16 protein-coding genes are annotated in these 23,022 nt (G+C 43.6%); 9 read left to right on the top strand and 7 right to left on the bottom strand.

The window, feature by feature from the left end:
* Positions 1–40: 40 nt before the first annotated feature.
* Positions 41–1,450 (bottom strand): 23S rRNA (uracil(1939)-C(5))-methyltransferase RlmD, encoded by a 1,410-nt coding sequence (rlmD, locus tag ACRD7A_RS16570; RefSeq protein ID WP_430812322.1) that lies wholly within the window; start codon positions 1,448–1,450, stop codon positions 41–43.
* Between the two features lie 911 nt (positions 1,451–2,361).
* On the opposite strand from rlmD, the gene queF reads away from it, so the two are divergent.
* Positions 2,362–2,802, top strand: a complete 441-nt coding sequence (gene queF / locus ACRD7A_RS16565; protein WP_430812321.1) for a preQ(1) synthase — start codon at positions 2,362–2,364, stop codon at positions 2,800–2,802.
* Positions 2,803–3,160: 358 nt separating this feature from the next.
* On the opposite strand, the gene ACRD7A_RS16560 is transcribed toward queF, so the two are convergent.
* The 4 genes from ACRD7A_RS16560 to ACRD7A_RS16545 all read right to left on the bottom strand — a co-directional run bounded on the left by ACRD7A_RS16560 (position 3,161) and on the right by ACRD7A_RS16545 (position 8,703).
* Entirely contained in the window at positions 3,161–5,458 is a 2,298-nt protein-coding gene (locus ACRD7A_RS16560) for a DUF8693 domain-containing protein (protein WP_430812320.1), read from the bottom strand.
* Between the two features lie 181 nt (positions 5,459–5,639).
* The gene (locus tag ACRD7A_RS16555) at positions 5,640–6,365 is read right to left on the bottom strand and encodes a class I SAM-dependent methyltransferase (RefSeq protein ID WP_430812319.1); all 726 of its coding nucleotides are present in this window, start codon (positions 6,363–6,365) and stop codon (positions 5,640–5,642) included.
* A gap of 726 nt (positions 6,366–7,091) precedes the next feature.
* On the bottom strand, positions 7,092–7,748 hold the full coding sequence (gene rpe, locus ACRD7A_RS16550; RefSeq protein ID WP_430812318.1) for a ribulose-phosphate 3-epimerase: 657 nt from the start codon (positions 7,746–7,748) through the stop codon (positions 7,092–7,094).
* 88 nt (positions 7,749–7,836) lie between these two features.
* On the bottom strand, positions 7,837–8,703 hold the full coding sequence (locus ACRD7A_RS16545; RefSeq protein ID WP_430812317.1) for a sigma-70 family RNA polymerase sigma factor: 867 nt from the start codon (positions 8,701–8,703) through the stop codon (positions 7,837–7,839).
* Positions 8,704–9,005: 302 nt separating this feature from the next.
* On the opposite strand from ACRD7A_RS16545, the gene rho reads away from it, so the two are divergent.
* The 5 genes from rho (at position 9,006) to ACRD7A_RS16520 (ending at position 16,441) form a co-directional block, all read left to right on the top strand.
* Complete coding sequence (rho, locus tag ACRD7A_RS16540) at positions 9,006–10,730, top strand: transcription termination factor Rho (RefSeq protein WP_430812316.1); 1,725 nt, start codon at positions 9,006–9,008, stop codon at positions 10,728–10,730.
* Positions 10,731–11,093: 363 nt separating this feature from the next.
* Complete coding sequence (locus tag ACRD7A_RS16535; RefSeq protein ID WP_430812315.1) at positions 11,094–11,645, top strand: DJ-1 family glyoxalase III; 552 nt, start codon at positions 11,094–11,096, stop codon at positions 11,643–11,645.
* Between the two features lie 52 nt (positions 11,646–11,697).
* Positions 11,698–14,181 carry a ligand-binding sensor domain-containing protein gene (locus ACRD7A_RS16530; protein WP_430812314.1) on the top strand — a complete coding sequence of 828 codons (2,484 nt, stop codon included), beginning with the start codon at positions 11,698–11,700 and terminating at the stop codon, positions 14,179–14,181.
* Between the two features lie 364 nt (positions 14,182–14,545).
* Complete coding sequence (locus ACRD7A_RS16525) at positions 14,546–15,031, top strand: hypothetical protein (RefSeq protein WP_430812313.1); 486 nt, start codon at positions 14,546–14,548, stop codon at positions 15,029–15,031.
* A 447-nt stretch (positions 15,032–15,478) separates the two neighbouring features.
* Positions 15,479–16,441: an ornithine cyclodeaminase family protein gene (locus ACRD7A_RS16520; protein WP_430812312.1), complete on the top strand. Its 963-nt coding sequence runs from the start codon at positions 15,479–15,481 to the stop codon at positions 16,439–16,441.
* Between the two features lie 269 nt (positions 16,442–16,710).
* On the opposite strand, the gene bamJ (ACRD7A_RS16515) is transcribed toward ACRD7A_RS16520, so the two are convergent.
* Together bamJ (ACRD7A_RS16515) and bamJ (ACRD7A_RS16510) are read right to left on the bottom strand one after the other, a co-directional pair.
* Complete coding sequence (bamJ, locus tag ACRD7A_RS16515; protein WP_430812311.1) at positions 16,711–17,532, bottom strand: BamJ family beta-barrel-assembly machinery protein; 822 nt, start codon at positions 17,530–17,532, stop codon at positions 16,711–16,713.
* A 31-nt stretch (positions 17,533–17,563) separates the two neighbouring features.
* Positions 17,564–18,148: a BamJ family beta-barrel-assembly machinery protein gene (bamJ, locus tag ACRD7A_RS16510; protein WP_430812310.1), complete on the bottom strand. Its 585-nt coding sequence runs from the start codon at positions 18,146–18,148 to the stop codon at positions 17,564–17,566.
* A 268-nt stretch (positions 18,149–18,416) separates the two neighbouring features.
* On the opposite strand from bamJ (ACRD7A_RS16510), the gene era reads away from it, so the two are divergent.
* From era to ACRD7A_RS16495, 3 genes are all read left to right on the top strand, one after another.
* A complete protein-coding gene (gene era / locus ACRD7A_RS16505; protein ID WP_430812309.1) occupies positions 18,417–19,301 on the top strand; it encodes a GTPase Era in 885 nt (294 codons plus the stop codon).
* A 91-nt stretch (positions 19,302–19,392) separates the two neighbouring features.
* Entirely contained in the window at positions 19,393–20,697 is a 1,305-nt protein-coding gene (gene der / locus ACRD7A_RS16500) for a ribosome biogenesis GTPase Der (protein ID WP_430812308.1), read from the top strand.
* 217 nt (positions 20,698–20,914) lie between these two features.
* Positions 20,915–22,957: a putative porin gene (locus ACRD7A_RS16495; RefSeq protein ID WP_430812307.1), complete on the top strand. Its 2,043-nt coding sequence runs from the start codon at positions 20,915–20,917 to the stop codon at positions 22,955–22,957.
* Positions 22,958–23,022 lie beyond the last annotated feature (65 nt).

The raw sequence follows: 23,022 nt of genomic DNA, 5'->3' as shown, positions 1-23,022 counted from the left end.
ATTCATGCAAATAAATAGTCATCCGATGGGTAATCTTATATTATTTACGATCCAGTAGCACTACATTTTCCACATGGTGGGTGTGCGGGAACATATCTACCGGCTGAACACGTGTTACCTTATATCGCACATCAAGCAAATTGATATCGCGCGCCTGTGTGGCTGAGTTACAACTCACATAAACAATACGATCTGGTGCGGCATTGATAATGGTCTGCACCACATCGGCATGCATGCCGGCACGCGGTGGATCCACGATCATCACATCAGGTTGACCATGCTTTTCAATGAAATCGAAATTCAGCACATCCTTCATGTCACCGGCAAAGAAACTTGTGTTTTCAATTTTATTAATAGCCGAGTTAACACAGGCATCCTCAATAGCTTCGGGTACATACTCAACACCTATTACTTTCTTGGCCTGACGCGCCACAAAGTTAGCGATTGTACCGGTACCGGTATATAAATCGTACACCACCTCATGGGGCTGTATGGCGGCAAAATTGCGCGTGATCTTATACAGCTCATAGGCCTGCTCCGAATTGGTCTGGTAGAAAGACTTAGGACCAATCTTAAACTTCAGCCCCTCCATCTCTTCAAAAATATGATCGCGACCGTTGAACAATACAATATCCTGATCAGTAATGGTATCATTCTTCTTGGTGTTGATCACATACATCAGCGACGTTATTTCAGGGAAAGCATCCTTAATATGATTTAACAAAGCTACACGATTCTCTTCATCCTCATGAAACATTGTAAGGATCACCATCAGCTCATTGGTTGAACTGGTACGAATAATCAGGGTACGTAAAAAGCCCTCTTGCTTCTTTAAATCGAAGAAAGTAAGACCATGCTCCAGGGCGTAATCTTTAATGGCCATACGAATGGCATTGGACGGATCCTTTTGCAGGTAACATTTTGTAACATCCTCCACCTTATCGAACATACCAGGAATGTGAAAGCCCACACCATTACGGTGGGTTATCACTTCTCCGCTTTGTAGCTCTTCCTCCGACAGCCATCGGTTATTAGAGAAGGTAAATTCCAGCTTATTGCGATAAAAACGTATTTTTTCTGATCCCAGAATAGGAAGCGCTTCGGGCAACGCTACTTTTCCAATGCGCGACAGGTTATTAAGCACTTCACGTTCTTTATACTTCAGCTGATGATCGTAGGGTAACGCCTGCCACTTACAGCCACCACACACACCAAAATGATCGCAAAAAGGCTCCTGACGAATACTGCTGTACTCATGAAAAAATACTGGAAAGCCTTCGTAGTAACTGCGCCTCTTTTTAGTTACCTGCACATCTACCACATCGCCCGGCACTGCCTTTTGAACAAATACCACACGGTCGTCAACACGGCACATCGCCTTACCCTCGGCGGCCACATCGGTAATCGTTACCTTTTTTAGTAAAGGTTTACTTTTTCGAGATCGTCCCACTTTATATCGTTTTTCGAGCGCAAAATTAGTCAAAAAAGCCAATATTAGCGACTAAAGGCATGGAATTGGATTAATGAAAACTGGGCAACTGGTTGAAGAGTTTAGGAGTTGAACGAATTAAAAGCTGATGAGACGATTGAATTGTAAGCTGCCCCCTCTTCCCTTTGCTTTTGAGAGCAAGGGGAAGTACGCTGCCGAAGGCAGTGGGATGGGGATGGATAAGGAACTGCATAGAAGTTGAGGCGTTTAAAAGTTGAAGGGCTGAAAAAATTGGGAAACTGGGGAACTGGTGAGTTGGGAATATGACATACTACTGTAAAAGACTAGTAATAATTGATTTAAATAATAAACCAACCTTTCCCCCTTGGCGAAGGGGGACGGATCAATAAGTTTTTTCTGTGTTTATAGTGTCGGGGGATTGGGGCTTACGAAACTTACGAATCGAAAAAACTGGTGAACTGGTTGAGGAGTTTAAAAGTTGATGAACTGGAGAATTGAAGAATCGGTGAACTGGTGAACTGCAAAGTTAGTTGAGGAGTTGAAGAGCTAAAAAATTGGTGAACTGGGGAACTGATGAGTTGAGAATATGGCATGCGACTGTAAGAGGCTAGTAATAATTGATTTAAACAACCAGCCAACCTTTCCCCTTTGCCGAAGGGGGCGGTTCAATAAGTATTTTCAATGTTTATAGTGTTGGGGGGATTGAGGCTTACAAAATTGACTCTATACCTCTCCTGTTTTGTTGCTATAACACTCCCTCTGCGGGTTAAAAATCAACCTTAATATGTGGACAGAACAACTTAGCTTGCAGAGTAAGCTTGAATAAACATCCCACATGCAAAGGTCATTTTCTCAGGATAATCACTATTTTTGTTGTTCATAGCAAAACAAGAAACCAAAATTACATTTTAATGGAACAAAAAGTATTGACGTACAAAGACATTGATGCATCCATCCTAAAGTCTTTGCCCAACCCGACAGGACAGGCCTACGAGATTAAAATTAAAATACCTGAATTTACCTTCCTGGGGGTGAAGAATCAACCCGATTTTGCCGATGTGTTTATCACCTTCTACCCCAAGAAGCGCATCATAGAGCTTAAATCGCTGAAGGAATATGTGTATCACCTGCGTAACATCACCGTATCTTACGAACGCCTGATTAATGTGTTTTACGACCACTTGGTGGAAGCTTACGATCCCGAGCGCATCCGCCTGACCATGGTATGTAACCCGCGTGGTGGCATCAGCTCAAAGCTAACTGTTGACTCAGACTGGAAGGTACGTGGTGGCGATGAGAAATTCAGCGACTGGAAAAATAACCTGGAAGACACCTGGAGCGTGACGATGTAGATGATTAGACTGTTAGAAAATAGACGAGTAGTCGTATAGATCTTAGACTAATAGACGATTAGATAAGAGAGGGTTAGATTATTTGAAAGAAGAATAAAAAAGCTTGAGCAGAATGATAAAGGCGACCCTGGGGTCGCCTTTATTGTTATTGATTGAAAGTATTTTCTTCGAAAGGATTATCCTGAAGGGATTGAGCTGCAGTTGGTTTCGGTGGCGGTGGTGGTGGTTTAGTTTCATCACCATAGGACATCAGCACCAACGAGATATCTGCATCAATTGTGTAATATTCAATTACCGGTTTACTATATGGTCGTTTCTTTAGTCTCATTATCAATGTACGAAGTAAACAATAATTCGTTTAGTTTACAAATACTTTTCGCGTTGTTACCATTCCATTCGCATCTTTAACTTGCACAAGATAAATACCAGAAGTTGTTAGTGCACAAGAATAACTAGATGATGCAGTTGAAGTTTCAACAAGCTTATTGCCCGAAAGCGTATAAACGCTAATAACATTCTCTAACAAAGGCAAGTTCTCAATTAGCAAAGTATTATTAATGCTGCGAATAACAATTGATGAACTTTCATTTAATTCATCTTCTATTCCTGTAGCTTCGGCGGGGGCAAATCGAATTTGAAAACGCCCCTGACAATCACCCTTATCAGCTGAGAATGAATAGGAAGCCTCTTTTTTAAGATCAACAATTACGGGTACATCTCCGGCACCCCTATCCTCAAGATAAACATCCGTAGTTTCATCTATATTCGTTAATTCAATGCGTCTTAAGGTAAAAGTACCGGTAGATGGAACTTGTAGAGAAAGAGGAACGATTACATCACTTTGCTCAATGGGACTCAAACCATAAATGCAATACTTCGCCTCGTCTTCAGCAATATAAGGCTGAACAAAGTTATCCGATGTAGTAAAGTATTTAGTTGTTTTAAACTCGGTAGGGTCAACAAGACCATCTCCAAAAGCAATAACAAGTTCATCCTTGTACACACCGTTAATTGCCGACAACCTAAGACGTGGAAACAAGCGCGACTCAGTAGACTTTAAATAGGAATTATTCACATAGTTTTTACAGTCATCGTCAAATGACACACTCTCGGTACCGGTAACTGATGAAGGAGCTACTTTTACCCAAAAAGCGTGATTAGAGGGAATAAGCGGAGACTCAATATTGGTGCCCGCACCCAAAGGGGCATTATAGGCGCCGTAGTTATCATTTTGATTGTCATAGATCCAGAAAGCATTTTCGACGGCGCCGGATGATCGACCAACATACCGCCAATCAATAGCACAAGTGTAAGGGTTACCTATCAAATTCCACCCTACACTTTTACCTCGCTTAATTTCAATACTTTTGGGTGCCGAATGAATAAGTCCTTTAAAACTCAGTGTCTGTGCATCTCCCGCATAAATATATCCCTTTCCGACCTCCAAGGCAGCGTTTCCCGATTCAGTCAGCCAATCACCGGTCGCATTATCCCAATAATACAATAGAAAACTATTAGGAATTTGATCAAGCGACATACCATTAACCGGAACTGCAGTATAATACAAACGGTTACCACTACTTATTACCTGTTTAACACATACATCTTCTGAAGTAACAGCGCCACTGCCTAAAATGATAAGGTCGGCATTACTATTTAGATCAGAATTTAAGTTCAAACTTCCTGTGATATCAAGCTGTGCATTGTCATTAACAATTAACCGTCCTCCATATTCTATAGTAAGATCGTTAACCACGGCTGTACCACTTAAAGTGGCTGAAAAGGAAACGTTAGAGGGTATAATTACATTCGCATTGGGCTCAAAGGGTTTATCCCAGTTAGCAGGATCACTCCAACTGCTTGAGTTAGTCCCCTTCCACGTACACTGCTGCACCGTAGTAAAGTTCCAGGTGGTTGCATCGCTAAAGCCCGGAAATGACACACTGTCAGTTGCAGACTTTACAAAACCATCATTCATTGTAACATAGTAATCTGTCTTTGCTTCGAATTTCTTATGATCAAGAACAGTTAAAGTGTTCCCTGATACCATAACTTCAACAGGTAAAAAAGACTCAACACTACCATTTGCTCCTTCAACAATTAGACTACCCGTTCCCAACACGATATCCTGATCAAAAGTAATACTCAAAGGCGCATTCATATCCACACCCTGCGAATCATCTGGCGGAGAAAGTGCAGTGATGCTTGGTGGGGGGATAATCGCATCAGTTGTGAAAGCAATCTCCGAAGGTTCTGTTTGCTCAATAGCACTTCCCACATACCCTAAATCTACCGTAACCAAATAGGCTACATAACTAGTATTTTGAGTTAAATTTTCAGCATACAAAAAATAGTCATTTCCTGCTCCTCCACGACCAGGAACTGTGACCTCACCATAAAAACCAACTGGCAATGTTGTCGATTCTGGATCCGTTAAATTAATTACTTCCTGTATTGTTGGCTTAACATCTGTAGCTTCTTTTATAATAAACAATGTCACATATCCTCCCTGCGTCAAATTCGTAGCAAAAGTCGCTGTTGAGGTGCTTTTTTCTACCAAAGAAGGATAATTTGGTGTATATTGAACCTGCCCAAACCCCAAATGACTGAAGAGGCAAAAGACGATGATTATTGTTAATTTGTAAAAGTACTTCATGGTTTTAGGTTTAATCAAGTTAAGCATTTGTGCGCCCCAGGAGATGCACAAGGCATCGAATGAGACCCCAAATAAGTCGAAAGATAATCATTTCGATTGGTTTAACACCTTTTATACCTTATTAGACACCAGCCGTTTTAGCTTGTTTGATGAATACGGCCATTCTTTAGGTAACTTAATCTTATTTTTCGATAAGAGTAAGTCGTGCCAGATAGTCATAATGATCACCTTCGGCTAATACCTCACAAGCAAAGCCATTCTCCCGAGCAACACGTGTCAGCAATACCGGATCGATAAACAGCCACTCGAAGGCCGGTGTTTTATGCTTTCCATATTGCATGGTGTACATCACCTCACCGTAGTACTGTTCCTCATCGGGTGCACAGTAGCTATCCTCATCAATGTATAGGTAACGCAGGTCCGAACTATCTAACAGTATTTGTCCGTTTGTGTTCAATAGAGCGCGTGCCTTGGCAAAGAACACAGGCAGATGATCGATGGCAGCGACAATACCTATCCCATTCATCATCAACAGCAAGGTATCGTATTTCCTATCGGCCGGCAGCTGATAAAAATCTTCGTTAATAACGTTTATGAGTCCCCGTTGCTGTGCCACCTGACAACAGCCCCGCGAGGTATCGAGCAGGGTAACCGCATGTCCTCGCTGCTTCAGTTCCAGGGTATGCGAACCAACGCCTCCGCCGACATCCAGCACGCTTCCTCTGCAATGAAGTAAAGCTTTCTGCTCCAGGGGCGGCATTTCAGCAAAGCTCCTGAACAAATAATCAACAGGCAACACATCGTCCTCCACAATATTAGACTGCACGGTAATTTTCAGATTGCGCTTACCGTTCAAATAATCCAAGGCCGCCTGCCCCAATGGATCCACTAAATTCTTCTCTCCCATAATTCAATTCCTGTGGCACAAAAATAACATAGATAATGATGACGTCCAAGATGTTCGGTTAAAGAGCAAGTATTTTTGTGCAATGTCCGATGATGCAGGCTCCCTGCTCCGTGCTTGCTTCGGGTCCACTGCGGGAATTGTTCGGGACTTATTCGGCTCTGCGACTCTCCTTCGGCTCCTATGGAATCGACAAAATACCGAAGAAGCATCGTTCAAGCAAGCTATTAGCCACGTTTGGGCCCCATCGAAGATCCATTTAAGCCACCTTCAACTCATTAAGTTGCCTGAAATTCCGAAACACTAAGAAACAATCCCCCGAATCGATAAACACCGTAAAATCTAACAAACAGGCCCCCTTCGCCAAGGGGGAACGGTTAATTTATCATCCCTATCATTGATTACTAGCTTATTGCAACTGCAAGTCACATCCTCAACTCACCAGTTTACCAATTTTTCGACTCACCAGTTCTTCAACTTTTAAACTCCTCAACAAACTTTACAGTTCGGCAATTTTTCCGATTTGTCAATTCTGCAAGACCCAATCCCCCGAATCTATAAGCACTGAAAAAAACTTATGGTCCAGCCCCCTTCGCCAAGGGGGAAAGGTTGGTTTATTATTTCAATCATTGACTACTAGTTTGTTATAGTCACATGTCATATCCCCAACTTATCAGTTCCTCAGTTCCCCAATTTTTCAGCTCTTCAACTCATAAACTCTTCAACTAGCTAAAATTCTAGCTCTTTGAGTCCTTTAATCGTGTCTTGTGGATTGGGTGATTTGAATACATAACTACCTGCCACTAACACGTCGGCACCTTTTTTTACCAGTTCTGCAGCATTGGTGTTATCTACACCGCCATCCACCTGAATAAGTGCACGACTGTTCTTTCTTAGCACCAGTTCTTTTAACTGCTCCACTTTATTGAAGGTATTCTTAATAAACTTCTGTCCGCCAAAGCCAGGGTTAACCGACATAAGTAGTACCAAGTCCAATTCTGCAATGATATCTTCCAATACCGACACCGGGGTATGCGGATTCAAGGTCACACCGGCCTTCATATCAGCCGCATGCACGCTTTGCACGGTACGATGCAGGTGGGGACTGGCCTCATAATGTACATTGAATAAATCGGCTCCCGCCTTCTTAAAAGGCTCGATATAGCGCTCGGGCTGCACAATCATCAGGTGCACATCAAAAGGCTTTTGTGCCAGTGGCTTAATAGACTCTAAAACAGGAATACCAAAGGATATATTGGGTACAAAAACACCATCCATAATATCCAGGTGAAACCAATCAGCCTCACTGTTATTAATCATCTCTACATCCTTTTTAAGGTTGCTAAAATCGGCCGCCAACAGCGATGGTGCTATAAAATGTTTCATTTTACTATGCTTCTTGTATGAATAAAAAAATGCGTTGCAAAAATACAACACATTACAGAAACCCTGTGTGATATTTTACACATTTTAATTATTGCCCCAGGAAAGAACGCAGTATCTTACTGCGGTATGTATTCTTTAAACGCTTAATGGCCTTCTCTTTAATCTGTCGTACGCGCTCCCGTGTCAGGTTAAATAATTTACCGATCTCCTCCAGTGAATAGGGCGGTTCACCACTTAAACCATAATACAGCTTAATAATATCCGACTCGCGCGTTGACAAAGTAGCCAGCGAGCGATCAATCTCCTGACGCAGAGAGTCATCAAGCAGATGCGTATCGGGACTCAGCGAGTCATTGGACAGCAACACATCATAAAGGGTATTATCCTCGTCCTTCCTAAGGGGCGCATCCATGGACAGGTGACGCGATGACACTTTCAAAGCCTCTTTCACCTCCTTGGGTGCAATCTCTAAGATACTGGCAATCTCCTCGGCTGTGGGCTCACGCTGAAAATCCTGCTCCAGCCGCGCAAAAGCATTGTTCACTTTATTTATGGAACCAATTTTATTAAGGGGCAAACGCACGATGCGCGCCTGCTCAGCTAAAGCCTGCAAGATGGACTGACGAATCCACCACACGGCATAACTGATAAATTTAAACCCACGTGTTTCATCAAAACGTTGGGCGGCTTTGATCAAGCCCAAGTTACCTTCATTAATTAAATCAGGCAGACTCAGACCCTGATTCTGATACTGCTTCGACACCGACACCACAAAACGCAGATTCGCATTAATTAAGCGCTCCAGCGCCTTATTATCTCCCTTCCGTATCTTCTTTGCCAACAACACTTCCTCCTCGGCCGTCAGCAACTTCACTTTTCCTATCTCATGCAAGTATTTATCAAGGGAGGGCGTTTCACGATTAGTTACCTGTTTGGTAATTTTAAGTTGTCTCATATCGAATCAGTTATGTTTGGTTCTGATTTATTATATCAACGCGGGTGCTAAGTTTTTTGTTCTTAAGGATAATTAAAATTGCCTTTTTTTTTTGTAATGACAAAGTGATTGACAATTAAAAAAATACAGACATTTCATATATTTAATAAAAAAATTTTGCATGTAGGCAAACTTTCCATAGATTTGCAACAACTAATGTTGACACCTGTCAGGTGCTCAATCCTTATTATAACTTTCGAACAGGATCATTCAAAGACAAAATTAATCCAGAAGATATTTCTTAAAATATTGTTGATATAGTTATGTACGATATACTCGAACTGAACAAGAAGCTATTGACCGAGTTGCGTCAAATAGCCAAAGAACTCAATGTAAAACGCGTTGAGTCCTACAAAAAGCAAGACTTGGTATACAAGATTCTTGACGAACAAGCCATCCAGGTATCGGGCGATAAGAAGCCCAAAAAAGAAAAACCAGCCGAAAAGAAACCCCGCAGCAAACGACCACGTACCCAACGCAATGAAGGCCCTGTTGCCTCATCCGTAAAATCAAAGATTGCCGAAGCTGCTGATGCCATCTCCCCCAAAGAAGAGGCTCCGGCAAAAGCCGAAAAGTCACCCGAGACTAAGGAAACACCTAAAAAAGACAAGCAGGAAGCTCGTATAGAAAAAGCGGTGGAAAAACCAACCGTTGAAAAGACAGAGACACCTGTCGCTAAAGAAGAGAAAACAGAGACTCCACGTGAGCAACGTGAACCCCGCCGCCGCGAAGAAAAAGAGAAAGAAAAAGAAAATCAGCCACGCGATAACCGTCAGCAGGATGATAGTAGTAAGCGCCGCTACCAGAATGATAAGGGACGTGACCATAATCGCCGCCAGCAGGATCGCAATGACAAGCAATATGAGTTTGAAGGTATTATCTCTGCATCTGGCGTACTGGAGATTATGCCTGACGGCTATGGCTTCCTGCGTTCATCGGATTACAACTACTTGAATTCACCCGACGATATTTATGTGTCGGCCTCGCAAATTAAGCTTTTCGGCCTGAAGACAGGCGACAGCGTATTGGGCACCATCCGTCCGCCTAAAGAAGGCGAGAAATATTTCCCACTGATTAAGGTGGAGCAGATCAATGGACGTCAGCCTGCCTATGTGCGCGATCGGGTGCCTTTCGATCACCTCACGCCCATCTTCCCCGATGAGAAATTTGACCTGACAACAGGCCCCAAAGCCAACCTGTCATCGCGTGTGGTGGATATGTTTTCGCCCATTGGTAAAGGACAGCGCGGACTGATTGTGGCACAGCCCAAGACCGGTAAAACGGTATTACTAAAAGATGTGGCCAACGCCATTGCCGCCAACCACCCCGAGGTTTATATGATCATTCTGCTGATCGACGAGCGCCCCGAGGAAGTAACTGACATGGCACGCAGCGTTAATGCCGAAGTGGTATCATCAACCTTTGATGAGCCGGCCGAGCGTCATGTGAAAGTGGCCAATATTGTGCTAGAAAAAGCCAAGCGCATGGTAGAATGCGGACATGATGTAGTGGTACTGTTAGACTCTATTACGCGCCTGGCACGTGCCTATAACACTGTATCACCTGCATCGGGCAAGGTACTGTCGGGTGGTGTTGATGCCAATGCCCTGCACCGTCCAAAGCGTTTCTTTGGTGCGGCCCGTAATATCGAGAAAGGTGGATCATTAACCATCATTGCCACAGCATTGACTGAGACGGGATCGAAAATGGACGAGGTGATCTTCGAAGAATTTAAGGGAACGGGTAACATGGAGCTGCAGCTCGACCGTCGCCTGTCTAACAAGCGTATCTTCCCTGCAGTGGATGTCAATCTGTCAAGCACACGTCGTGAAGACCTGTTGATGGATCAGGAGATGATGAACCGCATTTGGATACTGCGTAACTACCTGTCAGATATGACGGCCGTTGAAGCCATGGAATTTCTGCATGACAGAATGCGTAAGACCAAGTCAAACGAAGAATTCCTGATTTCGATGAATGACGGATAAGAATTAATCTAAGATACCACAGAGGCCGCAAGTTACCGGGTTTAATCTCCCGTAGCTTTGCGGCCTTTGTCGTTTTCTTACCCCATAATATTCAATTGCGTTGCAGTTGTTTTTTTTGTTTATTACTCTCATCCTCAATTCATCATGTAATTCCCCTGCAGAGAAAATCTGCGGCTTTCCGGATGACAATGACACCAACGTCCAAGCCCGAAGGGGCGACAGTTGTATAAACATGGCTGACAAGCCGGAAGCGGCTTTAACAATCCGATTACCAATACCTTTTTTTTGCAAGATGAACGATAATTGATTAAGCACCCCATTTTTTATTTCATTAGATTTGTGATTATCAAGTAACACGATATTATGAAGCAAGTTGCCGTATTTTTAGCCGAGGGCTTTGAAGAAGTAGAAGCCCTTACCCCCGTTGATGTATTAAGAAGAGCCGGTATTGAGGTCACCACCGTATCCATTACAGGACAGGCCACTGTGAAGGGTGCCCATGATATACCCGTCGTAGCCGATGCGCTTTTTGAATCCATAAACTTCAACACCTACGATGCCCTGATACTGCCCGGTGGCATGCCCGGCACCAATAATCTGAATGCACATGCAGCATTAAGACAATTAATTATTGACTTTGCCGATCGTAATAAAATATTGGGAGCAATCTGTGCAGCTCCACTCATACTGGGAGAGTTAGGCCTGTTGCAAAATAAAAAAGCAGTTTGCTATCCCGGATTTGAAAAACACCTTAAAGGCGCCACCATCACCAACGATGCTTCTATAATCGACGGCCACATTATAACAGCCAATGGTATTGGTTCAGCCATGCCCTTCGCCCTCAACCTGATCCGTACCCTGTGCTCCCCTGAGCTCGCCAATGAGTTAGCAAAAAAGATGTTAGTAAAAACATAATCCCTACAACGCCATGCGCTACCGCCCTTTATGTCTGCTAATACTGCTTGTGATGCAGTACCCCTTAAACGGTGTTCCCCGGATGAAGTTTCAATCCTACAACCTTAACCATGGCCTATCGGACGGCACCATACACTGCTTTCATCGTACCTCCGATGGCATGATATGGATTGGTACCAATGGCGGCATGGATCTGTTTACGGGACATGAGTTCATTCCCCTCAGCCATTTTGTGAATGATTCGCTTTTTAGCCTTAACACACCGGTAAAATCCATTATCGAAGGGCAAAACCAAACCATATGGCTCGGCACCTGGGGTCAGGGACTCATTCAGGTAGATATAAAAACAGGTACACACAGGAGAATTAAAACATCACAAAACAAAACAGACATCAGTAAGACCTACATCAACATCCTGTCGTCCATTAATAAACAGCTTTGGGCAGGCAGCACAAAGGGTCTTGTGCAAGTGGTCGATACGAGCCTCATCCACTATACCTTTGAAGAGGTGTTAACCAGAGGTGCGCCAGACATACGGGCTATCTTCTCACTGGAGAACCACCTACTTTGCCTCTTTACCCATGCCGGCGAAATTGTGGAGCTAAACGAGCAGAGTGGTACTTATGATAAAAGGGGGGAGATCCCTCTGCCTATTCAAGACATTAACAAAGTGCTCAAAGTCGATAATGCTTACTGGGTGGCCACCCAACAAAACGGACTTCTACGGCTGGATGAAAACTATCAGCTTCAGAAACTTCCCGAGGAACTAACGCTCCTCTCTAGTGCGCAGATCACAGGCATCAGCCATCACCCCGACTATGGTCTCTTCATCGCTACCGAAAGCCAGGGCCTGCACATTATTAACAACACCAATGAATATATCCATATCAAGTCTCCACACCTAGATAACACGTTTAAGAATAAGCTGAAAAGCCTGGTGATTGATCGGGAGGGCATGCTGTGGATAGGTTATTACAAAACTGGCTTTAGCATGGCCAGCTACAAGCACGATGGCATAGAGCACATCCCTGGCGGTGAACTACTGCCCAGCTCCTTTATTACAGGCTTCTGCGAAGATGAATATCATAATATCTGGGTAGGCACTGAAGCGGGCATGGCTCTGTTAAATGAGCAGTATCACAAAGTGGACCCCACGCCCTTTCAAAAGCGAATTCTAAAACTTTTTGAACAGACATCCATCACCACACTCACCGGCAACAAAAAGCTAAACCAAGTGTATGTAGGCACAAAAGGCAAAGGCTTCTACTCCATAGATTTTGCCAAAAACCACATTTTGAACACTAATAGCACAAAAAGTAATCTAAACAGTAACTTTATTCGTCACATACATTGTGTCAGCGACACACTATTGTATATCGCCGCACATAGAGACGGTCTTTATAAATTTAGCAATAATAACTTAGAGAAAATACACTTGTACCATGACAGTGAATATGACCAGCAAGACTTTCTGCATATTCAATCCATCGACGCCAATAGCGTATGGCTGGCCAGCTCCAATAAGGGAATGTGGCGCATCAACACTACAGAAGGAACAGGCGAAATTTTTCCATTGCCTATGGCGGGCAAGTGTTATTATACCTGCTTAACAAGTGATTCAAGCACCTACGTTGCCAGCGACCGGGGGCTTTGGCGCTTTAATGAGGAGCAGGCCACTTTTGAACTTGCCCATTCGATTCTCTCTAAAGCGTCCATATTGAGTATTATTGAAGCCGGACATCACCTGTGGCTCAGCAGCAACCAGGGTCTTTATCGCTATGCTGCCAATGGACACAACCCGGAAAGTGTCAACAGCAGAAATGTACAAGGCAAAGCATTTCAACCAGCTGCAGCCTGCCGGCTGAGCAATGGCCAACTTCTTTTCGGTGGCACCCATGGCTTTAATGTCATTACCCCATCGGACTACCTTACCCAAACTAACAGCCCTCTACTCTTCCTCCATGATCTTAAAGTGGATAATACATCTATCAAGCCGGGCATGGATATTAGTGATAATGATCCGTTAGTGCAACACATTAACTTTACGGATGAACTGATTATTCCTCATCACATTGAACTATTTAGCCTGCGTGTAAACCCTATTGATTACAGCAGTAATGAACCCCCACAAGTGGCTTACCAACTTGAGGATGCGAATGGCAAAGGCAAAATGCATTATACAAATGGTGACATCACCTTTGTAAAGCTGACACCCGGCCACTACCGCCTCAGCATTTATCCACTTGACAGCAGCCTGCAACCAATCGAAACAGCTGGCAGGAATCTGACGATCATTAAACGGGCTAAATGGGATAACAGTCAATGGTTTTATATTCTTCTAATCAGCAGCTTGATCATGCTCATCCTAAGCATCATGGGCATACGTATCCGTCAATTGCTTAAAACACGAAATCTATTGCAGCGCAAAATAACACAGCGAACAGCCATTTTGCTCAGTCAAAAACAGGAACTACAAAGGCGGGATGAAGAACTGGAAAAAACGCTTCAACAAAACAGGCCGCCAGGCGAAAGGTGATGATCCTAGGTTGAATGAACCAGAGCCAAGCAGCTTATAATTTAGAAACAACCTTAAATAGCAATATCCGGCATCACTAAGACAAAAAAATATTACTTTTGTCCGTCTGAATAAAGCGCTGAGTATGCACAGGCAAAATTGACTGACATACTTGCCCAATTGCAATCAATTGACTTTAACAAACTGAACCACATCAAGTCAACAGAGCCGGCTTAGGGTTTTTGTAACATAGCCATGGATGCACACCTTATTAAAACAAAGGTGAATCCACAAAAACATTGAATCACAAGGTTTTATGATTAATCACCCCAGGGCGCAATAAGAAATTTATAATGTAAATCTTACACTTTAACGTATATTACAAATGAAAAAGCACTTTGTAACATTAGCACTATGCGTTGTGGCATTACTAAGCCACGCACAAGGTAATACCCCACATGCCATTGGTATTCGACTGGGAGCAGGCAACACCTTTGGCTCCCAGGTTAGCTATCAGTATAAACTCTCCAACTACAACCGCCTGGAGATTGATTTTGGCTTTAACAGTGCCAATGATGGAAATGGTTTCATCCTTTCGGGTGCCTATCAGTGGTTGTGGGATATCGAGAGTGGTTTTAACTGGTATGCAGGGCCGGCCGTATCTCTAGGCTCCTGGAATTACGACAATGATTATGACGGCAAAGGCGATTCTGGTGCATACTTTGGCCTGGGTGGTCAAATAGGTATTGAATACAACTTTGTGGAAGTACCCATTAACCTGAGTTTGGACACCATGCCCCAGTTTGGATTTGGTCCAACAAACCACAACTTCAACATGGGTTTATCGATTAGTGCACGATACAAATTTTAGACTACACCCCAATTAACCTTAAAACTCGGCAATTCGTCGAGCTTTTTTTTTATATTTTTGATCATTAAAAATGGAGAGATTGTTTATTACAAAACTGGTTATAGTGAAGAAAACATTCAACTATTAGAAGAAACAATCAGAGATTGTATCAAAAGCTAAGTTTGCCTATTCAATTCTAATGTATTCCACCGGGGTTTAAATAACTTAAGGCAGCAGAGACGCTGATATAAGATAAATTAATAAATTGCTCTTTACAAAGTTAAAAAAGCATTTGCGAGATTTCTTAAATTTCAATAAACTTGAAGATTACAAAAGACCTTGATGGTTGCCGTAACGAGGAAGATCTTTTTAATCCACAGAAAACAATTGTTGATTACTGAGTAAACCGCTACCAAAAACCGTTGAAGACATTGAAAAAGAACGATCAATAGCATTTTAACCAGAATTATGCGAATTCTCTCTGCACCAATAATTGAGCAAATAGCCGAACCCACTTTGTGGATTGACATCATGGAATTAGCCCTGAAAGCCTCCTGCGACCGGGACTATTTCACTCCCAAACGAACCCACCACGACATCAACGGCAACAGTCTGCTATTAATGCCATCTGTTGGCCCCGACATATTTACCACCAAGCTACTGACCGTTTTTCCCGGCAATGAGCAACATGGAAAAAATGCCATTAATGGAACAGTGATGCTCAATGATGGAGCCACTGGTGAAGTCATTGCGTTGCTGAATGGTGCCAAGCTAACAGCCATGCGAACTGCCGCTGTTGCCTGTGTGGGCATTCGTCACCTGTCCGATCCATTGGCAACCACACTGGGCATAATTGGTGGTGGTGAGCAAGGCCAACACATTGCCTGGATGGCCTGCCATGAACGCGATCTGGAACGCGTGTATGTATATGACCAATCACCGCAGACCATCAGTAACTTTATAAGTTTCATGGGCGATAAATGCCCCAATGTAGATGTGGCACTGTGTGAAGATGCTCAACAAGTAGTGGTTAACAGCGAGATAGTAGCCACTGCCACAGGTGCTACCGAGCCCATTATTCCAAACCTGGAGGATCTGATACTGGGCAAGTGCTTTATCAGTGTGGGCTCCTACCGCCCTGAAATGAGAGAGCTTCCTGATTCTCTATTTCGCCTGATAGACAGTATATGGATTGATGCCGAGCATGGCATTGACGAGAGCGGCGACCTTATTTATCCACTGAAGAACGAGCTTGTAAAACCGGAGCAGGTAAAACATCTGGCAACACTTATTGAACAGCCCAACGAGTTAGGTTTTCGTGAAACACGATTATTCAAAACCGTGGGTCAGGGTATCTTTGATTTATTTGCGGCCAAGCTGGTTTATGAAAAAGCCCGTGACGAGCATTTGGGAGAAGAAATAGAACTATAGCAAAAGAGCTGAACCGAGTAGGGCAAATACAATTTAGCACATTAGAGCTCCCCATCTATCGATAACCTCCCTGAAGATCATGAGGGTAGGAAGTTGAGCGATCACCCTCCGCTAAAGATAGAAAACCACGAAGTGCGCTCACCGTGCACCACTATGAACGAGAAGGCATCAACCGCAGCCATCAGGAAGCTAACAGCCATAAGCATAAATAAGAAAAGGGATTTGTAATATTTACAAATCCCTTTTCCTTATTTTTATACGCTAAAGCATTACTTTTTCTTCACCACCTCAATTAAATCCAGGTCGAAGATAAGTGTTGAATTAGGGCCAATCTTAGCACCTGATCCACGCTCACCATAGGCCAGGTCGGCAGGAATGTACAAACGCCATTTACTACCTTCAGGCATCAGCTGCAAAGCCTCAGTCCAACCCTTGATAACGCCGGTTACAGCAAACTGCGCCGTATCCTTACGCTCCACCGAGCTGTCAAACACCGTACCATCAATCAATGTGCCGTGGTACTGACACTTCACACGATCGCTTTTGGTAGCCACAGCGCCCTTGCCTTCTTTCAGTACCTCGTACTGAAGACCTGAGGCCGTTGTTTTTACCTCGGCACGCTTGGCATTGTCCTCAAGAAATTTCTGCCCCTCGGCCAGGTTAGCAGCCGCTTTCTCAGCACGCTCTGCCTCTTTTACCTTGCGGTTCTCTTCCATCACCTTGCGCAAGTACATATCGGCATTCATCTCAGTGAAATACGACTTACTATAGGCAAACTCATTCATAAAACCTTTCATAAAAGTGGCTTCATCAATTTCGTTAAACATGCCTTCAAGGTGTTCAAGGTTGGCTTTTTTTACTTCCGCCTTACCCAGGGTTTTTGCTAACTGCACACGCGTTGCGGAGTCTACCTCTAAAGGCCAGTGCTGAAACTGCTTCTTCAGGTTGGCAGCCTGCAAATAACCCAATGCGTAACTCACACTGTCTGTTTGATTGCTAAACTCCATTTTTCCCGTGTTGGGAACTTTTGTGCACGATGCCATTACCAATAAACCTAAGGCAAAAGCAGTTAGTAGATTTGTCACTTTCATTTTTAAACAGTTTTGAATTTATATGTTAGTCTTACTTAATCGCTAACAGCTCCACTTCAAAGATTAGGGTTGTGTGGGGACCGATGTGCTGTCCGGCACCGCGCTCACCATAAGCCAGATCAGAAGGCACAGTAAGGCGCCATTTACTGCCCACCGGCATCATTTGCAAGGCTTCCACCCATCCTTGTATAACACCATTCACAGGGAAAGTAGCAGGCTCGCCCCGCTGCACTGAACTATCAAAAACGCTGCCATCGATAAGCGTACCGTGGTAGTGACACTCTACCTGGTCGGTAGCTGTTGGCTTCTCACCTGTTCCTTCCTTAATTACTTCGTACTGCAAGCCGCTTTCCAGGGTTACAACACCTTCCTTCTTAGCATTCTCAGCTAAAAACTCTTTACCGGCCTGAATAGCTGCCTCGGCCTGCTTGGCTTGTAACTCACCAAAAAACTGCTGCAAGGTTTGGTTCGCTTCGTCGGCTGACATCTGCGTTTCCTTACCTTCAAAAGCAGCCTCCAGCCCTTTTGTAAATTCTGAAAATTCAATTGTTGCGATACCTGAGGCTTTAAGATTTTGCGCCAGGTTCATTCCAAGGGCATAACTAACTTTGTTCATCTAATAATTTTTAATGTAGAATTCTAACTTAAATCAGCTGCGAAAATACATTATTCATATAAAATAGAAAAACAACTACTACAAAGCCTGGGGCAAACGCATTAAGCGACTTCATCATCCTCCCTACTGCCTCATTGCTTTCGTTTAAAAGAAACAATATACCCACTCCATGCCCACCATAATTTTAGGCAGTAAACGAGTGCACTCATGGAGATTTATAAGTTGTTCAATTTATCGTATCTTCGCAGCCAGAAACATAAGAAAAGAAATGACACATAAAGCAGGCTTTGTAAATATTGTTGGAAACCCCAATGTTGGCAAATCAACATTGTCCAACGAATTGGTTGGCGAACGTTTATCGATTATCACCTCCAAGGCTCAAACAACCCGACACCGTATATTCGGCATCGTTAATAAACCCGAGTATCAAATTGTTTTCTCGGATACTCCCGGGGTACTAAAACCCAACTATAAGCTGCAAGAATCGATGCTTAAGTTTTCCAAATCGGCCTTGACAGACGCGGACATTATTTTGTATGTGACCGACACCTTTGAAAAGCCCGATAAGAATGATGATTTCCTAAGCTCGGTACAAAAAACCGACATACCGGTTTTACTGGTGGTTAATAAAATTGATTTAATTGATCAGGCCAAGCTGGACGATCTGATGGACTTCTGGAAGCAACAATTACCCAATGCAGAAGTATTCCCCATGTCGGCCTTGCATAAGTTTAATGTGCAAAACCTAATGGATCGTATCATTGAGCTTTTACCCGACTCTCCCCCCTACTTTGACAAAGAATCATTGACAGATAAATCAGAGCGCTTTTTTGTGGCCGAAATTATTCGTGAGAAGATATTGGTGCAATACAAGAAAGAGATACCCTACTCGGTAGAAGTAGAAGTGGAAGAATTTAAGGAAGAGGGTGATCGCATTGAGATACGTGCCATTATTCATGTGGCCCGCGAATCACAAAAAGGCATCATCATTGGACACAAGGGCGTTAAGTTGAAGTGGGTGGGCATTGAGGCTCGCAAGGATCTGGAAGGATTCTTTAAGAAGAAAGTTCACCTAAGCACCTATGTAAAAGTAAGTAAAGACTGGCGCGACAAGGATAACTTCCTACGGGGGCATGGCTACGAACTGAAATAGATAAATCGGCGCAAGTCGCAAAATAAAGATTGGTGTAAAGCAGGAGTTTAACTACCTTTGCAGCCCCGAAAAAATAAAAAGTAAAATCAACATGGGAAATATCGTTGCAATTGTTGGCCGTCCGAATGTGGGTAAGTCAACACTCTTTAACCGTTTAACAGGTACTCGTCAGGCCATTGTCAATGAGGAGGCCGGTGTTACACGCGACCGCCTGTATGGAAAGGCTTTCTGGAATGGCGTTGATTTTTCGGTGATCGACACCGGGGGCTATGCAACCAACTCCGATGATATATTTGAAGAGGCCATACGCCGACAAGTGCTAATTGCCATTGAAGAGGCAGACATCATCGTGTTTGTGGTGGATGTAACCACAGGCATTACGGATTATGATGAAGGGGTGGCCGATGTACTGCGCCGCTCACAAAAACCCGTTCTACTGGTAGTTAACAAGGTGGATAACAATGAACGCATCACCGAATCGAGCTATTTCTATGCGCTCGGTCTCGAGCATCTGTATCCCATCTCTGCTGTGAATGGAGCCGGCACCGGCGATTTTCTGGATAAATTGGTTGACTTGTTTCCCAAAAAGGAAAACGAGGAGATGCTGGAATTGCCTAAATTTACCATCGTGGGGCGTCCCAACGCCGGTAAATCCTCCATTATCAATGCTTTTATTGGTGAAGAACGCAATATTGTAACACCCATATCAGGCACCACGCGCGATTCCATTTTTACACGTTACAATAAGTTTGGACACGATTTTTATCTGGTTGATACAGCTGGCCTTCGCAAGAAATCACGCGTACATGAAGACCTGGAGTTTTATTCTGTAATGCGCGCCATCCGTGCCATTGAAAACGCTGATGTATGTATGCTGATGATTGATGCTACACGCGGCTTTGAAACACAGGATCAAAAGATATTTAACCTTATTCAACGCAATAAAAAAGGCATTGTAGTGCTGGTTAATAAGTGGGATCTGATTGAGAAAGATACACACACGGTGAAGAAATTTGAAGCAATGGTGCGCGATGCCATGGCGCCTTACACCGATTTCCCAATCATATTTACATCGGCCATTACCAAGCAACGCATTCACAAAGCCATTGAAGCAGCGCTGCAAGTGTACGAAAACAAAGAGACGAAGATTACCACCTCAAAGCTGAACGAAACACTATTGCCTCTTATCGAGAAGTACCCACCCCCATCAACAAAGGGAAAGTACATCAAGATAAAATACATAACGCAGCTACCTACGCAATCGCCCACTTTTGCGTTCTTCTGTAACCTGCCCCAATACATCAAAGATCCCTACAAGCGTTTTCTGGAAAATAAAATCCGCGAAAACTGGAACTTTAATGGTGTGCAGGTGAATATTGTTCTGCGAAAAAAATAAAGAGAAAGGGTGTCTCACAACGCAGTTTGATGCACAAAGTCATACACGATCAAAAGCGGTAACCAACGGTCACCGCTTTTGATTCTTTGACAATGGCGCTGAGCGTTGCAAGACACCCGCGTCTTTTTAGTCCCAAAGCACTTTCACTCATTTGAAAACTTTTTATCTATATTTGCCTTTGGTTTAAAAAGGACCTGTCTGTGTACAATTATCGTAAATGAATTGCTCCTACAATATGGAATTTAAGCTCAATAAAAGCCTTCTACTACTCGTTCTTAATTTACTGATTGCAGCATCAGGACTTGCCCAGCGTACCATTAGCGCCGGCCCAGGTCAGATGAACAGAGGCGGACAGACAGCCAATAATACAGGTGAGACATCGGACGCAGGAGAATTTATAGCCCCCGACGTGCGTACCTGGCGCCTCAAGGACGACTTTACTTTTAGCGATACAGTAGCCGTAGACACCCTTAGTAATGGTTACCAGGTCTACAACCCCATCTTTAAAAAGAGCATTGCACAGGTATGGCTGGGAAATATGAACACGGCTCATCAGTCCATGATTTTTGACGAACAACAGCGTCATTATGGATATATGTTCTACAACTCCTTTTTAGCCTATCTGCCCCAACCTCAAACACTCAACTTTTACAACACCAAAACTCCCTACGTTAACCTAAGCTATCATTTTGGTGGCCCCAAACGGTTTTCAGAAGAAGCTGTAAGCGCCCTTTTTACCCAAAATATTAATCGTAAAACCAACGTAGGTATACAATATCAACTTCGCTCATCAGTGGGCCTGTATCAGGGACAAAAGGCCGAGAACCAGAATTTCAAGTTCTGGAGTAGCTACAACGGACAGCGCTACAATATGCAAATGGCCTTTATCTACGCCTCCATTAACAACCAGGAAAATGGCGGTATTAACCTGAATGTTGACAACACCGACTGGACACAGCTGGATCCCAAGGAAGTGCCCATGCATTTTGCAAAAAACACCAGCCATAAGATCAATAACATACAACTTTTTTACAATCACTCGCTATCCATCGGCAACATCAGTGTGAGAGAAACAGATTCTACCACCACCAAATTGCCGGTAAGCACCGTGTTTCACACCCTGCAATACGATCAGGCAAACCGTCGATATAACATTGATGAGCTGGAGAGTTTTTACATTACCGACACTCCCTTTTACCCAAATATCTACCGCGACTCTTTGCAAACGCGCGACAGCGCTACCTACCGCAACCTTCGCAATACCTTTCAAATAAAATTTAATGAGGAAGCCAACTCTTTGTTGCGTTTTGGCCTGCGTGCCTACCTGGTCAACGATGTGATGATGTATAAGTTTCCGGGGCAAACAAGCTGGCGTGAAGATGAAAACGGGAATGACGTGCCCCATTACCAAACGCGCGACACCACGCTGGTTACCTCAGCCATTGGCGGACAAATATTCAAGAACCTGGGTAAGAACTTCTGGTGGAATGCCGGCGTAAAATTATATTTCCAAGGCTACCGCGCCGGCGACTCAGAAATTACCGGACAGCTCAACTCATCCTTCAGAATAGCCCGTGACACGGCCGGTTTTTTTGCCAATGGCGGCATTTACCTTCGTCAGCCCGAGCTATTTGAAAACCAATACTATTCCAACCACCTGCAATGGTCGGAGGATTTCAAACAGGTGAAAAACGTACGTGTGCAGGCCGGCTTTCGCATCCCCTCACGCCGCTTTGAGCTGAGCGGAGGTGCTAACCTGGTTACTCAGCACATCTACTGGCAGGAAGATGGTACTCCCAACCAAACTAACACGGTATTACAAGTACTAAACGCACGCCTGAAAAAGCATTTTATCTGGGGGCGTGTGCATTGCGTCAATGATGTAATTGCACAATACACAAGCGATGAAACCTATATACCCGTGCCACTATTAGCGCTTTATAACTCCACCTACTACCAGAATACGCTATTTAAAGTATTGCACTTTCAAATAGGCTTTGATGTGCGCTATAATACTGAATATTACGCACCCAAATACATGCCGGCAAACGCTATGTTTGTAAATCAGCTCAATGAAAAAGTAGGTAATTACCCCTTTGTGGATGCCTTTCTTAACCTACAGCTGAAACGGGCTCGTATCTACGTTAAATTCGACCATGTGAATCAGGGTTATCCCCAGGCACCTTATTACACCACTTATCAATATCCGGGCAACCCACGTAGCCTTAAATTTGGCGTATCCTGGAATTTCTATGACTAACAAAACAAGCTAAGTTGTTATTTATCAACATAAAGCATTACCTTTACAGCAAATTAAAACCGGTG

This window comes from Carboxylicivirga longa (genome assembly GCF_050589825.1).
GTDB classification, from domain to species: domain Bacteria; phylum Bacteroidota; class Bacteroidia; order Bacteroidales; family Marinilabiliaceae; genus Carboxylicivirga; species Carboxylicivirga longa.
The sequence above is the reverse complement of the archived record's forward strand: the minus strand, read 5'-3'. Positions and strand labels throughout refer to the sequence as shown.